12 protein-coding genes and 1 pseudogene are annotated in these 15,222 nt (G+C 57.5%); 4 read left to right on the forward strand and 9 right to left on the reverse strand.

All coding sequences use genetic code 11. From position 1 onward, the window contains the following. Positions 1-2 precede the first annotated feature (2 nt). Positions 3-3,050 (reverse strand): formate dehydrogenase-N subunit alpha, encoded by a 3,048-nt coding sequence (gene fdnG, locus CMQ96_RS04485; RefSeq protein ID WP_098066062.1) that lies wholly within the window; start codon positions 3,048-3,050, stop codon positions 3-5. A gap of 226 nt (positions 3,051-3,276) precedes the next feature. On the opposite strand from fdnG, the gene yddG reads away from it, so the two are divergent. Continuing rightward, positions 3,277-4,155, forward strand: a complete 879-nt coding sequence (yddG, locus tag CMQ96_RS04495; protein ID WP_004138101.1) for an aromatic amino acid DMT transporter YddG — start codon at positions 3,277-3,279, stop codon at positions 4,153-4,155. On the opposite strand, the gene benD is transcribed toward yddG, so the two are convergent. From benD to CMQ96_RS04530, 7 genes are all read right to left on the reverse strand, one after another. Next, on the reverse strand, positions 4,152-4,925 hold the full coding sequence (gene benD / locus CMQ96_RS04500) for a benzoate diol dehydrogenase BenD (protein WP_098066065.1): 774 nt from the start codon (positions 4,923-4,925) through the stop codon (positions 4,152-4,154). The genes yddG and benD overlap by 4 nt on opposite strands. A gap of 9 nt (positions 4,926-4,934) precedes the next feature. Further along, the gene (gene benC / locus CMQ96_RS04505; protein ID WP_098066069.1) at positions 4,935-5,951 is read right to left on the reverse strand and encodes a benzoate 1,2-dioxygenase electron transfer component BenC; all 1,017 of its coding nucleotides are present in this window, start codon (positions 5,949-5,951) and stop codon (positions 4,935-4,937) included. A gap of 9 nt (positions 5,952-5,960) precedes the next feature. Beyond that, on the reverse strand, positions 5,961-6,446 hold the full coding sequence (gene benB / locus CMQ96_RS04510; protein ID WP_024358234.1) for a benzoate 1,2-dioxygenase small subunit: 486 nt from the start codon (positions 6,444-6,446) through the stop codon (positions 5,961-5,963). Continuing rightward, a complete protein-coding gene (locus CMQ96_RS04515; protein ID WP_098066072.1) occupies positions 6,446-7,828 on the reverse strand; it encodes a Rieske 2Fe-2S domain-containing protein in 1,383 nt (460 codons plus the stop codon). Before CMQ96_RS04515 ends, benB begins: the two co-directional genes overlap by 1 nt. Positions 7,829-7,933: 105 nt before the next feature. Next, complete coding sequence (catA, locus tag CMQ96_RS04520; RefSeq protein ID WP_098066075.1) at positions 7,934-8,860, reverse strand: catechol 1,2-dioxygenase; 927 nt, start codon at positions 8,858-8,860, stop codon at positions 7,934-7,936. A gap of 70 nt (positions 8,861-8,930) precedes the next feature. Beyond that, positions 8,931-9,221 carry a muconolactone Delta-isomerase gene (catC, locus tag CMQ96_RS04525; protein ID WP_004138111.1) on the reverse strand — a complete coding sequence of 97 codons (291 nt, stop codon included), beginning with the start codon at positions 9,219-9,221 and terminating at the stop codon, positions 8,931-8,933. A gap of 12 nt (positions 9,222-9,233) precedes the next feature. Next, complete coding sequence (locus tag CMQ96_RS04530) at positions 9,234-10,400, reverse strand: muconate cycloisomerase family protein (protein ID WP_176518976.1); 1,167 nt, start codon at positions 10,398-10,400, stop codon at positions 9,234-9,236. 172 nt (positions 10,401-10,572) lie between these two features. Here CMQ96_RS04530 and CMQ96_RS04535 point away from each other — a divergent pair. Further along, positions 10,573-11,411 (forward strand): annotated as a pseudogene (locus tag CMQ96_RS04535) (IclR family transcriptional regulator C-terminal domain-containing protein). 4 nt (positions 11,412-11,415) lie between these two features. Here CMQ96_RS04535 and CMQ96_RS04540 read toward each other — a convergent pair. Continuing rightward, a complete protein-coding gene (locus CMQ96_RS04540) occupies positions 11,416-12,906 on the reverse strand; it encodes an MFS transporter (RefSeq protein WP_098066080.1) in 1,491 nt (496 codons plus the stop codon). A gap of 119 nt (positions 12,907-13,025) precedes the next feature. Between CMQ96_RS04540 and CMQ96_RS04545 the strand changes: the two genes are divergently transcribed. Both CMQ96_RS04545 and CMQ96_RS04550 read left to right on the forward strand, forming a co-directional pair. Further along, positions 13,026-13,601: a TetR family transcriptional regulator gene (locus CMQ96_RS04545; RefSeq protein WP_024358241.1), complete on the forward strand. Its 576-nt coding sequence runs from the start codon at positions 13,026-13,028 to the stop codon at positions 13,599-13,601. A 189-nt stretch (positions 13,602-13,790) separates the two neighbouring features. Next, positions 13,791-15,179: a NarK family nitrate/nitrite MFS transporter gene (locus tag CMQ96_RS04550; protein ID WP_098066083.1), complete on the forward strand. Its 1,389-nt coding sequence runs from the start codon at positions 13,791-13,793 to the stop codon at positions 15,177-15,179. Positions 15,180-15,222 lie beyond the last annotated feature (43 nt).

Raw genomic sequence — 15,222 nt, forward strand, 5'->3', positions numbered from 1 at the left:
CCTTACGCTTTCTCGATGTTGACCAGAAACGCCTTATACTCCGGCGTTTGCGAGTTGGAATCCCCGACGTTCGGCGTCAGGGTGTTGGCGATGTAACCTTTGCGGGCTACCCCTTCAAAACCCCAGTGCAGCGGGATTCCGACGGTTTCCACCTGCTGACCGTTAACGTTGAGCGTGTGCAGACGACGCGTCACCACCGCCACCGCGCGAATAAAGCCGCGCTTGCTGCTGACCGTGACCCGATCGCCGCTGGCAATCCCCTTCGCTCGCGCCAGGCCTTCGCTGATTTCAACAAACTGCTCCGGCTGCGCGATGGCGTTGAGCAGCGCATGTTTGGTCCAGGTGTGGAAATGCTCGGTCAGACGATAGGTGGTACCGACGTAGGGGAATTGCTCCTTCTTGCCTAAGCGCAGGGCATCCTCTTCGTACAGTCGCACCACCGGGCTGGAGACCACGTTCGGGTGCAGCGGGTTGGTGCCAAGGGGCGTTTCCATCGGCTCGTAGTGTTCCGGGAACGGGCCTTCCGCCAGCTTATTCAGCGCAAACAGTCGTCCCATCCCCTCTTGCTGCATAATAAACGGCCCGGTTTTGCTGCCCGGCGGGGCGTTATTAAAGTCCGCAATATCGTTGCCGACCCACTTGCTGCCGTTCCAGCGGATCAGCATCCGCTTCGCATCCCACGGCTTGCCGTTGATATCCGCCGACGCGCGGTTATACAGCACCCGCCGGTTGAGCGGCCACGCCCACGCCCAGCCGAGCGTATTGCCAAGACCTGACGGATCGGCGTTATCTCGGTTGGCCATCTGGTTGCCCTGCTCGGTCCAACTGCCGGTATAGATCCAACAGGATGAAGCGGTGGTGCCGTCATCGCGCAGCAGCGCGAAGCTGTTCAGCAACTGGCCCTTCTTCGCCAGCAGCGCGCCGTTTGCGTCGTAGAGATCGTCCAGCGCGTAGCCGTTGTTCTCTTTGGCCACCTCTTCCGATTGCGGATGATCCGGCTGCTTATAGCGCCAGCCCATCTTCAGCAACGGCTCGGCGCCTTTGCCGCCCTCGGTGCGATACATCTCGCGCAGACGGTGGTAAATCCCGGCAAGGATTTCGCCGTCGTTGCGCGCTTCCCCCGGCGCGTCCTGACCTTTCCAGTGCCACTGCAGCCAGCGCCCGGAGTTGGCGATCGAACCATCCTCTTCGGCGAAGCAGGTAGACGGCAGGCGGAAGACTTCGGTCTGAATCGCCGCCGGATCGACATCGTTCGACTCGCCGTGGTTTTGCCAGAAGGTCGACGTTTCCGTCACCAGCGGGTCGATCACCACCATGTACTTCAGCTTGCTCAGGCTGCGGACCACCTTGTTTTTGTCCGGGAACGAAGCCACCGGATTGAAGCCCTGGCAGAGATATCCCGTCACCTTGCCGTTATCCATCATATTGAAGTACTTGATGACGTCGTAAGCCTGGTCCCACTTCGGCAGCCAGTTAAAGCCCCAGTCGTTCTCTTTTTGCGCCGCATCGCCGTAGAACGATTTCATCAGGCTGACGAAGAATTTCGGATAGTTGCTCCAGTAGTTCACCTGATCCGCCAGCAGCGCTTTCGGCGTATTCGCCGTCAGATAGCTTTGCAGATCGGTCTGTTGTTCCGACGGCAGCGTCAGGTAGCCCGGCAGGCTGGTCGACAGCAGCCCTAAATCGGTAAGCCCCTGAATGTTGGAGTGCCCGCGCAGCGCATTCACGCCGCCGCCCGCCATCCCCATATTACCGAGCAGCAGCTGGATCATCGCCATGGTGCGGATGTTCTGCGCCCCGACGGTGTGCTGCGTCCAGCCTAGCGCGTAAAGGAAGGTGGTGGTCCGGTCCGCCGCGCTGGTTGAGGCCAGCACTGCGCACACCTTGAGGAAATCGGCCTTCGGCGTGCCGCAGATATTCTCCACCACCTCCGGCGTATAGCGAGAAACGTGCTGCCGGAGCAGATTCCATACGCAGCGCGGATGCTGCAGGGTTTCATCGCGCAGGGCGTAGCCGTTTTCGTCGAACTGATAGTTCCACGACGATTTATCGTACTGACGCTTTTCAGCATCGTAGCCGCTGAACAGGCCGTCTTCGAAGGCAAAATCGTCGCGCACCAGCAGGCTGGCGTTGGTGTAGTGCTTCACGTACTCGGCGTTGATTTTGTTGTTTTCGATCAGGTACAGCAGTACGCCCGACAGAAAGGTAATGTCGGTGCCGGAACGAATCGGCGCATAGATATCGGCCACCGACGCCGTACGCGTAAAGCGCGGATCGACGACAATCAACGTCGCATCGTTGTTGTTTTTCGCTTCCATCGCCCAGCGGAATCCCACCGGATGGGCTTCGGCGGCGTTACCGCCCATCACTACCACGACGTTGGCGTTTTTGATATCCACCCAGTGGTTGGTCATCGCACCGCGACCAAATGTTGGAGCAAGACTTGCTACCGTTGGTCCGTGTCAGACGCGCGCCTGGTTGTCTACCGCCAGCATACCGAGGGAACGCACAAACTTCTGCGTCAGCATGCCGGTCTCGTTGCTGGCCGCCGAGGCGCACAGCATCCCGGTGGTAAGCCAGCGGTTTACCGTGACGCCATGCTCGTTTTTCTCCATAAAGTTGGCGTCGCGGTCGGCTTTCATCAGCCTGGCGATACGCTCAAACGCCTCATCCCAGGAGATGCGCTGCCATTTATCCGCACCCGGCGCGCGGTATTGCGGGTAGCGCAGGCGGTTATCGCTGTGGACGTAGTCCAGCAGCCCGGCCCCTTTCGGGCACAGCGCGCCGCGGCTTACCGGATGATCCGGGTCCCCCTCGATGTGATAAAGCGCTTCTTTCGCGTTCTTCGCGCCGTCGCCCAGGCTATACATTAATAGCCCGCAGCCTACGGAGCAGTATGTGCAGGTGTTGCGGATCTCTTTAGCGCGCAGCAGCTTGTAATTACGCGCCTGAGCCAGAGCCATTTTGGGCGCAAACCCCAAAGCAGCGGCTGTTGTTCCGGCCATACCGCCTGCGCAGATTTTAAAAAACTTTCTGCGGCTGACGTCCATTGTTCCCCTCCATGCGGGATGTTTATTCATCGCGGAGGGCAAAACTAACAGCAATATCCCTGTTTTATTTGCGTCAAATCAATGTCGAAAACTGACGCCCCCTTAATAGTCAGCGGCGCCAATTTTTATTACTCCGATAGTATTAAGCATGGCGGAAAATATCCCCCCGGCGGGCGTAAAAAGTGTTATAAAACCCGACTGCGTTTGAACCAACATCAGGTTAAATATGGAGAAAAAGAGAGCCACGCTCATTGGATTGGCCGCTATCGTACTCTGGAGCACCATGGTCGGGCTGATTCGTGGCGTCAGCGAAGGCCTTGGCCCGGTGGGCGGCGCGGCGATGCTCTACAGCCTGAGCGGCATGTTGCTGATCTTTACCGTCGGCTTCCCACAAATACGCCAGATCCCCCGCCCCTATTTACTGGCGGGGAGCCTGTTGTTCGTCAGCTATGAAATTTGCCTGGCGCTGTCGGTTGGCTTAGCTGGTACCCGCCAGCAGGCTATTGAAGTGGGGATGGTCAATTATCTGTGGCCCAGCCTGACGATTTTATTCGCCATTCTGTTTAACGGCCAAAAAAGCAGCTGGCTGGTTATCCCCGGTTTATTCCTCGCTATATTTGGCGTCACCTGGGTATTAGGCGGTGAGCATGGTCTGAATATAGACGAAATTATCAGCAACGTGGTCTCCAGCCCGCTGAGCTATATTTTGGCGTTTATCGGCGCATTTATCTGGGCGGCCTACTGCACGGTCACCGCGAAATACGCCAAAGGCAAAAACGGAATTACCTTGTTTGTTCTGCTCACCGCCCTGACCCTGTGGCTGAAATTCCTGTTCAGCGAGCAGCCGCCGATGGTCTTTAGCTGGCCGGTGACGATCAAGCTGATCGCGCTGTCCGTCGCCCTGGGGTTTGGCTACGCGGCGTGGAACGTCGGGATCCTGCACGGCAACGTCAGCCTGCTGGCCGCCGCCTCTTACTTTACCCCGGTGCTCTCATCGGCGCTGGCGGCGGTACTGCTCAGCGCCGCGCTGTCGTGGTCGTTCTGGCAGGGCGCCGGGATGGTATGTATCGGCTCCCTGCTCTGCTGGCAGGCGACCCGGCGCTAACCGAGGTCGCCCCCGGCGACGGGCAACGTCACGCCGGTAATATAGCTGGCCTCATCGCTGGCGAGAAACAGGATGGCATTGGCCTGTTCCGCCAGCGTACCGTAGCGATGCATCAGGCTGCTCGCCACCGTCTGATCCACCACCTGCTGATACCACTTCTGCTCTTGCGCCGTCGGCTGCTCTTCATTACGCGGCGTCAGGCGCGCAGGCGCCTCGGTTCCCCCCGGCGCCACGGCATTAATACGGATCCCGTTTGCGCTATATTCCAGGGCCAGCGAACGGGTCAGCGCGTTAACGCCGCCTTTCGCTGCGGAATAAGGTACCCGGTTCACTCCCGCCGTCGCCACGGACGAAATATTGACGATGCTTCCCTTTCCCTGCCTGAGCATCCACGGTAGCGCAGCCCGACAGCCCCACAGGGTCGGGAACAGCGAGCGGCGAATCTCCTTCTCAATCTGCTGCGGCTGATATTCGGCAAACGGCCGCGCCCAGATGGTGCCGCCGACGTTGTTAATCAGCACGTCAAGGCGACCAAAATGAGCCACCCCTTCGGCAAACGCCCGCTCGGTGCTTTCCCATTGCTCAAGATCGGTCTCCAGCGCCAGCGCTTCGCTGCCGGAGTCGTTCAGCGCCGCCGCCAGTTCGTGAACATAACGAGAACGGTCAATCAACAGCAGTCGGGCGCCCTCACGCGCCGCCTGCTCAGCCGTCTGTCGGCCTATCCCCTGCGCGGCGCCGGTAATGGTCACGACTTTATTGCTAAATCGCATCGTTGCTCCTTATGCCGCCGCGCTCTGGCTGGCGATAAATTTTTCATACCAGAAACCCGCCGGCGAAACGCCTCTCTCGCGCAGCGCCGTGGCTACCGCATTGACCATCGGCGGCGGCCCGCACAGATAGATATCCACATCGCCATCGTTGAGTATCGCGTCATCGAGATGTTCGGTCACAAAACCGCGCTGCGGGCATCCGCTTTGCGCGTCGGCAACCACCGGCAGCCAGCGATAGGCCGGAAGCTGGCCGGTAAATGCTTCGAGCACATCAGTTTTCACCAGGTCGCAGTCGCGGGTCACGCCATAGAGCAAGGTGACGGGCCGGGTGCTGCGCTGCATAACCAGCGTTTGCAGCATCGAGAGCAGCGGCGCTAAGCCGGTGCCCCCCGCGAGCAGCAACAGTGGACGCTCGCCGCCGCGCAGATAAAAGCTGCCCATCGGACCGCTTAGCGTCAGACGATCGCCGGGGCTAGCCCGCTGCGTCAGCCACTGACTCATCAAGCCGCCGGGCACGTTACGGATCAGAAAGCTCCCCTCACGCGAGCCCGGTAGAGAGCTAAACGAATAGGCGCGCGCCTGCGGCGTTCCTGGCACCTCAATATTGATGTACTGGCCCGGCAGAAAATCCAGCGGTTCATCCAGCACAACGACCAGCTCAATGGCGGTATCCGACAGTAGATTTACCTGTTTTACCGCTGCGCCCAGGCTTGCCAGCGCGGTTTTGCACTGGGCCGCCGCGGCCGGAACATCAATGACGCAATCGCTGGTTGGCACCATCTGACAGGTCAGCACCTGACGCTCTGCGGCTTCGTCCTCGCTGAGCGCCTCTTCAAGAAAATCGTCGCCCAAACCATATTCGCCGCTGACGCAGCGGCACTTGCAGGTGCCGCAGACGCCGTCCGAGCAATCCATCGGCAGATTCACCTGCTGACGATAGGCGGCATCCAGCACTTTTTCCCCGGCATGGCATTGAATAAAGCGGGTGATGCCGTCTTCAAAATTGAGAGCAATATTAAAGGTCATAAACGCCTCTTAAATGTGGTAAACGTCAATCACCTGACGGATGTAATCGTTATTCAGCCGCACGGTTTTACGGATAATCTGCGGTTTGCCGGCACTTTCAATCAGCGTGCAGCAGGTAGAGCCAAACCAGGTATCCGTCTGCTGATAGCGATGACAGTAGGTGACCCAGTTGTAGCGCACCTCCATCCCCTGTTCGGTTTCGCCAAGCCGCTCAACGTTGCCGATCATGTGGGTGGTTCGCGGTTCCGGCGTGCTGGCCCCGGAGCGTTCCGTTTTGATGCGGTATACCCGGTCTTCGAGGCCATCGCGGTTCGGGTAGTAAATCAGCGAAATTTCGCGCTGCGGATCGCGGGTAAGCTGGTCGTCATCGCCCCAGGCGGGCATCCAGTACACCACCTGCGGGCTGTAGCAGTTCAGCCATTCATCCCACTGGCGATCGTCCAGCAGACGGGCTTCGTAATAAAGAAACTGGCGAACCTGTTCGAGAGTCAGCATCAGGCCACCTCCACGCGTTGAGTGATCGACTGGTCGTAGCGCTGCCGCTCTGTTTCCAGCGCCGCCAGCATCACGTTTTGCCAGTGATGATGATGGGCGATATACAGCGCTTCATCTTCCGATTTCACTCCGCTTAGCTGCGGGCTAAAGCCCGCCTGCAAGGCGTGATCGTCAGGGCCGTCGACCCAGTGCAGCGCCCCGCGGCTGAGGTCGCTCCATGCCAGATTCTCGCCGAGATAACCGCGCTGACAGGCGCTGAACTCTTCCAGATCGTCAGGCGTCCCCATGCCGCTAACGTTGAAGAAATCCTCATACTGGCGGATACGCAGCGCTCGCGCCTGGTCAGATTCACCTTTCGGGGCGAAGCACCAGATGGTGACTTCGGTTTTATCCACCGCAATGGGGCGGATCACGCGGATCTGCGTCGAAAACTGATCCATCAGGTAGACGTTCGGATAGAGGCACAGGTTGCGCGTTTCGTTGACCATCCGATCGGCGCGAGACTCGCCGAACTCAGCCTGCAGACGTTCGCGATGTTCATAGACCGGGCGCACTTCCGGATTAAGCGCCCGGGTCCAGAGCAGCATATGCCCATTCTCAAAGCCGTATCCGCCGCCGACGCTTTTCGACCAGCCGTTTGCGTCTACCGCGTGCGTTCCTTCCGCTTCGTAGTTGCGGCGCGACATGGTGGAAGCGTAGTTCCAGTGCACCACGCTGACGTGATAGCCGTCAGCGCCGTTTTCCGCCCCCAGCTTCCAGTTGCCTTCGTAAACATAGCTTGAAGAGCCGTTAAGAACCTCCAGCCCTTGCGGCGCCTGGTCGACGATCAGATCGATAATTTTGCGGGTTTCGCCGAGGTACTCCTCCAACGGCTGCACATCAGCATTCAGGCTACCGAACAGAAACCCGCGATACGATTGAAACTTTGGCAGCTTTGTTAAATCATGAGAGCCTTCCTGTTTGAAGCTGTCCGGGTAACCACCGGTGCTTTCATCTTTGGCTTTTAATAGCTTGCCGTTATTGCTGAACGTCCAGCCGTGAAACGGGCAGGTCAATGAATTTTTATTACCGGTTTTGCGCCGACATAACATCGCTCCGCGATGGGCGCAGCTGTTAATTAGCGCATGTAGCTCATTCTTTTTATCGCGGGTTATTATCACCGGCTGGCGCCCAAGGGTCAGAGTGTAATAATCTCCTGGCTGCGCAATCTGGCTCTCATGGGCAAGGAACAGCCAATTGCCTTCGAAGATATGCTTCATTTCAAAATCAAATAACTGCGGGTCGGTAAATATTGAGCGATGGCAGCGATAAATATGTTTTTCACGATCAACAATTAATGCATTGCTGATTTTATCTTTTAATCTGGCGAACGTTTTTTGCATGAGTCGGCCCCTCCTGCATAATTCAGGAATAGAAAAAAGAGAACTCGTAATTTCGTTTTATTCTCCGGCCGCGATATGGCCGGAGAATAGCATTAACGCAGCTTTTTATTCCTGTGCGCGCAGGCGCGTACCGCGCTGTTCTTCATCGGCGTTAAGCGCTTTACACAGGGTAAAATCAAAGCGTACTTCAGTATGTTCCCCATCCAGTTCGCGCTGCTGAATAAGCTCGCGGTCGCTTACTTTTACCGGGTCGGCAATCAGGCCATCGCGGGTAGCGAACGCGAAATCATCCCATAGATATTTGTCACCGTTGAGATTAATCTGGCTGGTCAAATGTTTATAACCTGGCGCAGAGACGAAGAAGTGGATATGCGCAGGACGATTACCGTGGCGCCCCAGTTGGTTAAGCAGCTTTTGCGTCGGTCCATCCGGCGGGCAGCCGTAGCCGGAAGGCATTATGCTGCGCACGCTGTAGCGGCCATCGGCGCCGGTACGGATACGGCGACGCAGGTTGTATTCACTCTGGCTTTTATCAAAGAAAGAGTAGTTCCCAAGGGTGTTGGCGTGCCAGATATCAACGATAGCGTTGGCAACCGGGCGGCCCTGAGTGTCGTTGACCTGGCCGTAAAGCCACATCACTTCCCCCGCATCTTTACCATCATCCATACGGGTATGTCCGTCGGCCAGCGGCGCGTTCGCCACGTACAGCGGGCCTTCAATGGTGCGAGGGGTGCCGGTTTCCCGCTGCTCCGCGGCGTCGATAGCGTCCTGGCGCAGGTCGAGAAAGTGTTCCAGCCCGAGGCCTGCCGCCAGCAGCGCCGCTTCCTGGCGCCCGCCTAATTCATGCAGATAATTCACCGCATGCCAGAACTCCTCTTCAGTGATGTTATAGTCATCAATCAGCGTACAGATGTTTTCCAGCAGGCGGTGAATAATCATTTTAAAACGTTCGTCGCCGCCGCTAATATTTAAGCCCGCGCTTTCGCGCAATAAATGTTGCACAGCATCTGGTTGTACGAATGCATTACTCATAATTAGTCTCACTTATCATTGTAGGATATTCGCCGAATTTCTTCGGCGCGAGGTTAGTGATTATTATTTATTAACGGTCGTCTTCGCGAATCGAGGAGGGATGACGACAGAGCGCCTCCACGCGAATTTGCATAAAGGGATATAGTGGTAAAGCCATTAAGATTTGATGCAATTCCTCAGCATCTTTCACATCAAAAATACTGACATTGGCGTAAAGACCGGCGACGCGCCAAATATGCCGCCACTTACCTTCACGCTGCAGCTGCTGTGAATAATTTTTTTCTCGCAGCTTAATTTCCTCTATTTCGTCAGCAGGAAATCCCAGCGGAATATTCACGGTCATATCGACTTTAAATAGCATACTAATCCTCCTTTATCCTTTGCGGCTATAGAAGCGCAGCTTGTCTTCATCCAGTTCAACGCCAAGACCGGGCGTTTGCGGCAGCGTCACCTCGCCCTCGGCAAAGGTGAGCGGGGCGCTGACAATATCGTCCTTCAGCAACAGCGGGCCAAACATCTCGCTGCCCCACTGCAGGGGGAGCGTAGACCAGGCGTGCAGAGAGGCCAGGGTGCCAACGGTTCCCTCAAGCATCGTGCCGCCGTAAAGCCCAATTCCCGCTGCTTGCGCAACTTTCGCCAGCGCCAGTACGCTATTGGGCCCCCCCGCTTTGGCAATCTTCAGCGCATAGGCGCCGCTAAACCCCTGCTGCGCCAGGCGATATCCATCGTAGTGGGTCGCCACCGCTTCATCGGCCAGAATGGCCGTGTCGATATGATGACTGAGGCGCACCAGCGCAGCGTTATCCTGAGCGCCGACCGGCTGTTCAATCAAATCCACGCCCATCGCCGCCAGCTCGCGGCAGCCTTTTGCCGCTACGGTGGCGTCCCACGCCTGATTCACGTCGACGCGGATGCTGGCCCGGTCGCCCAGCGCTTCAACAATCGCGCGCGTGTGGCGCAGGTCGGTCTCCAGCGCCCGGGCGCCGATTTTCAGCTTAAACGCCTGATGGCGGCGCTCCGCAAGAAGCTTTTCGCCCTCGGCAATATCTTTCTCGGTGTCGCCGCTGGCCAGCGTCCAGAGAACCGGCAGCGAGGTCGTCAGCGCCCCGCCAAGCAGCGCCGAAACCGGCAGACCGAGCGCTTTACCCTGCGCATCCAGCAACGCGGTTTCAATCGCCGATTTGGCGAAGGTATTGCCTTTAACCGCGCCGTCCATACGGCTGGTCAGGGCATTTAAATTATCGGCCGCCTGACCTTTCAGCAACGGCGTCAGGTAGTGGTTTATCGCCGATACGATGGCTTCCGGGCTCTCCACGCCGTAGCTGAGTCCGCCGATGGTGGTCGCTTCGCCAATCCCGCAAATGCCATCCGAGCGGGTAACCCGGATTATCGCCAGCGTCTGACAGCCCATCGTGGTCATGGAGAGTTTATGCGGCCGAATGGTCGGGATATCTACCAGCCAGCTTTCAATACGTTCAATGGTCGCGGTCATCTTTTTTTCCTGGTGATGAAATACATAACTTTTCCTACCCCGGTTCATAACGTGGGGTAACGATGCTGATGACAATAGGACTGCGCAATGGAGAGGGTCAACGGCGATAATCGAAATGTTGTGCGATTATCGACGCAGTTGTTAAGTTGAGGTTAATAATGTGATCGGCGTGGTAAAACCAGCACCAGGAATCCCCGCGTTTTTTACCCGCGATATAGTGATGCTCCGTGAGCCTATATCTTCAACAATCGAGGGGGTTATATGAGCGAAAAACAACCTGGCACACTCAGCGCCCGCCAGGCTGAACACGACCCTAACTTTATGTTATCCCTGGCGCGCGGTCTGGAGGTGCTGAACGCGTTTAGCCCCCAGCGGCAGCGCCTGACCATCTCCCAGCTTAGCCAGAAAACGCAGATCTCACGCGCGGCAGTGCGCCGCTGTCTGTATACCCTTGCCGCGCTGGGGATGGTGCACAGTCCGGATGGCCGCAGCTATGAACTGCTGCCTCGCGTACTGGCGGTGGGCCACGCTTATCTGGCCGGAACGCCCCTGGCTAAAGTCGCGCAGAGCGCGCTGGATACGCTGGGTAAAAACCTGGGAGAGTCCTGTTCCGCCGCCACGCTGGACGGCGATAACGTTCTGTATATCGCCCGCACGGCGGTGAATAATTTGCTCAGCGTGGATATCGGCCGCGGCAGCCGCCTGCCGGCATGGGCGACTTCCATGGGACGAGTCCTGCTGAGCGCATTGCCAGAAGAGCAGCTAGAGGTGACACTGTCACGGGCAAATTTAATCCGCTATACCCCGCATACCCTCTGCGATATACCGGGATTACGCGAAGAGATTGCCAGAGTGCGCATGCAAGGCTACGCGCTCGCCGATCGGCAAATTGAGGTGGGATTGTGTTCGCTGGCGGTACCGCTGCTTTCCCGCAGCGGCCAGGTGGTAGCGGCGCTTAACGTTGGCGTTCCCGCAGGCAGCACCAACGCCGCGGCGTTGAAAGAGAAAGCCCTGGCCCCGTTACGGCGGGCGGCGATGGCGCTTTCTCTTCAGCTATAAAGGATTAATTGAGTTCAGGCGCTTTTGCCAGGCTTCGCCAGATCCCCGCCGCCAGCAGCAGAAGCAGGACGCCAGCCGTCGCCAGCACGGTACTGTGCGAGTGAATAAACGCCGCCTTCGCCGCCTCAAGCAGGCTTTGCGCCGGAATGGCGGGCAGCGACTGCGCCAGCTTAATCGCCTCGCTGATGGAGGAGGACGCCTGCTCCGCCGCCGCGCCCTCGATCCCCTGCGGCAGGACGATTGACGAGGTGTAGCTGCGGGTCAGGATCAGGCCAAACAGAGCGATGCCCAGGCCCGCGCCCAGTTCATAGGCCATGGTCTCGATGGCCCCCGCCGCCGCCGCTTTCTCCTTCGGCGCAGCGGCCATGATCGCCGAGCTGGAGGCCAGCAGCGCGCTGGCGACGCTGAAGCCCAGCAGCGTCATCAGCCCCCATGCCTGCCACTGCTGCGTGCTGAAATCGGTCATCGACAGGCCGAGGAAGCTCAGCGCGCTCAGCAGCATTCCGCCGGTGGCGACCTCGCGCAGCCCCAGACGCGACACCAGCATGCCGGCGATCGGTCCGCTGAAACCGCTCGCCACCATCACCGGCAGCATAAACAGCCCGGCTTCAAAAGGCGTTTTGCTATGCACAAACTGCAGCTCCTGCGCCATCAGCAGCTCAAACCCCACCAGCGTAATCAGCGCGGTCATCGCCATCATCACCCCGCTTAAAATAATGCGATGGGTAAACAGACGCATATCGACCATCGGCCGCGTTGCCGAGAGCTGTTTGCGCACGAACCACAACAGCATCGCGGCGCCCGATACCGCCACCAGCCCGGTTAACCACAGCGCCATTTGCCCTTTGAGCGCCGTCTTGGCGCTAAACACCAGCATCAGGATGGCGGCGATGAGGATCAGCGCCTGGAAAAAATTGAGCGGCTGCTCGCGCCGCGCGGGCTGGCGCGGCACCACTTTGGCGTTAATCGCCATCACCAACAGCACGATCGGCACGTTGATCAGGAATACCGACCCCCAGTAAAAGTGCTCCAGCAGCATGCCGCCAATCAGCGGGCCAAACGCCGCGCCGCCGGAACCGACTGCCGCCCATAGACCCAGCGCCATATTGCGCTGTTGCGCTTGCGAAAAGGTGCTGCGGATACCGGCAAGGGTCGCCGGGACGATCATCGCCGCCCCCACCGCCAGCAGCGCGCGGGAGGCAATCAGCGTCTCCGCGGTTGGGGAAAACGCCGCCGCCAGCGACGCCGAGCCAAAAATACCGCTGCCGAGCAGAAGCAGCCGTTTAAAGCCGATTTTATCGCCCAGTGCGCCCATAGGCAGCACCATGCCTGCCATGACCAGCGAATAAATATCAATAATCCACAGTAGCTCGTTGCCGCTGGTGCCCAGCGCTACGCTTAGCGTGGGCGCGGCCACGTGGAGAACGGTGGCGTCAATCGCCACCGGAATATAAACCAGCAAAATCGCCATCAGCGTCAACCATTGCCGAGACATACTACCTTTCCTCAAAGTTAAATATTGGACAGCTGTCCAGGAAAGCGATCCTGCCGGAATGTTGAACGAGTGTCCAACTTTTTGTTACTATCGGCAAAAAAACCGGGGTCACAAACGTTATGAGCTACTTAAATCGCGATGCGCGTCGGGAAGTTATTGTACAGGCGGCCATGCGCGTGGCGCTTCAGGGCGGGTTTAGCGCCATGACCGTTCGCAATATCGCCGCCGAAGCCGGCGTTTCCGCCGGCCAGCTGCACCACCATTTCACCTCCGCGGGCGAGTTAAAGGCCCATACCTTCGTGCGCCTGATCCGCGAAATGATGGATATGCCGCTGGTCGCCGACGATGCCACATGGCGCGAACGCCTGTTTTCCATGGTGGGCAGCGATGACGGCAGACTGGAGCCCTACATTCGTTTATGGCGCGAAGCGCAGCTGCTGGCCGATAGCGACGCTGACATTAAAGGCGCGTATCTGCTGACGATGAGCATGTGGCATGAAGAGACGCTGAAGATAATCCAGCGCGGGACCGAAGCGGGTGAGTTCAGGCCAAATGATCCCGCGGAAAGTATCGCCTGGCGGCTGATTGCCCTCGTCTGCGGTCTGGATGGTATTTACGCCCTGGGAATGAAGGAAATTGATGATGCCGCCTTTAACCAACATATCAATCATTATATTTCGCTGGAATTATTTTAATTCGGGTTACACTTTGTAACAAATAATCCCCACCTATTATTCGCGCTTCTCTTTTAGACGCGTTTTTCTTATCTATTCTTCATTCATTACAACAGATACATCACCCATCCCCTGGTTTTATTCCTTTTATTAATTTGCTGTTTTACAAGTTTATTCTTTTTGACTGACGACTGTTCATTCGAGGGCAATATGCAGAGCAAAAATGAGAAAAAGAATCATTATCTTTTAAAAGAGTGGAAACCAGAAAACGCGGCGTTTTGGGAGAATAAGGGAAAGAAAATAGCCCGCAGAAATCTTTGCATTTCCGTAACTTGTCTGCTACTCGCTTTTTGCGTCTGGATGCTATTTAGCGCCGTTGCCGTCAATCTCAATAAGGTTGGCTTTAATTTTACCACCGATCAGCTCTTTTTATTAACCGCCCTGCCTTCGCTCTCTGGCGCAATATTACGCGTGCCCTACTCCTTTATGGTACCTATATTTGGCGGGCGTTACTGGACGGTATTAAGCACGATTATTCTGGTCGCGCCCTGCATCTGGCTGGGCATAGCTATACAGAACACCGCTACTCCTTTTTGGGTATTTATTACGATTGCTTTACTCTGCGGTTTTGCCGGGGCGAACTTTGCGTCCAGCATGGGAAATATCAGTTTTTTCTTTCCTAAAGCGAAACAGGGCAGCGCCCTGGGCATCAACGGCGGCCTCGGTAATCTCGGCGTCAGCGTGATGCAGATGATCGCCCCGGCGGCGATTTTTGTGCCCATTTTCGCCTTTCTTGGCGTACACGGCGTGCCTCAGGAAGATGGTTCAATCCTCGCGCTAAGCAACGCCGCCCTCGTCTGGGTACCGCTGCTGGTGATAGCCACCATCGCCGCATGGGTAGGCATGAACGATATCGCCAGCTCGAAGGCATCCATTCGCGATCAGCTCCCGGTGCTGAAACGCCCGCATATGTGGCTGCTGAGCCTGCTCTATCTGGCCACCTTCGGCTCGTTTATTGGTTTTTCCGCGGGTTTTGCCATGCTGGCGAAAACCCAGTTTCCCGACGTTAACATCCTTAAGCTGGCCTTCTTCGGGCCGTTTATCGGCGCGCTGGCGCGATCGTTTGGCGGCATAATCTCCGACCGCCTCGGCGGCGTGCGGGTAACGCTGGTCAATTTTGTGCTGATGGCGCTGTTTACCGGCCTGCTGTTTCTTACCCTACCCGGCACCGGATCAGGCAGCTTTCTCGCCTTTTACGTCGTGTTTATGGGCCTGTTTCTGACCGCCGGTCTCGGCAGCGGTTCCACCTTCCAGATGATCGCCGTGATCTTCCGCCAAATCACCATCGACAGCGTGAAGAAACGCGGCGGCAGCGATGAGCAGGCCCAGCACGAAGCGGTGACCGATACCGCGGCGGCGCTCGGCTTTATCTCCGCCATCGGCGCGATTGGCGGCTTCTTTATCCCGAAAGCCTTCGGTACCTCGTTGGCGATGACCGGCTCTCCGGTCGGGGCGATGAAGGTCTTCTTTGTGTTCTACGTGGTCTGCGTGCTGGTGACCTGGCTGGTCTACGGCCGGCGCAAACCGGCAAAAAAATAACGACATCTTTTTTAGCGGATGGCGGCTGACGCCTTATCCGGCA

This window comes from Klebsiella sp. MBT K-1, from assembly GCF_002556465.1.
Taxonomy (GTDB): Bacteria; Pseudomonadota; Gammaproteobacteria; order Enterobacterales; family Enterobacteriaceae; genus Klebsiella; species Klebsiella grimontii.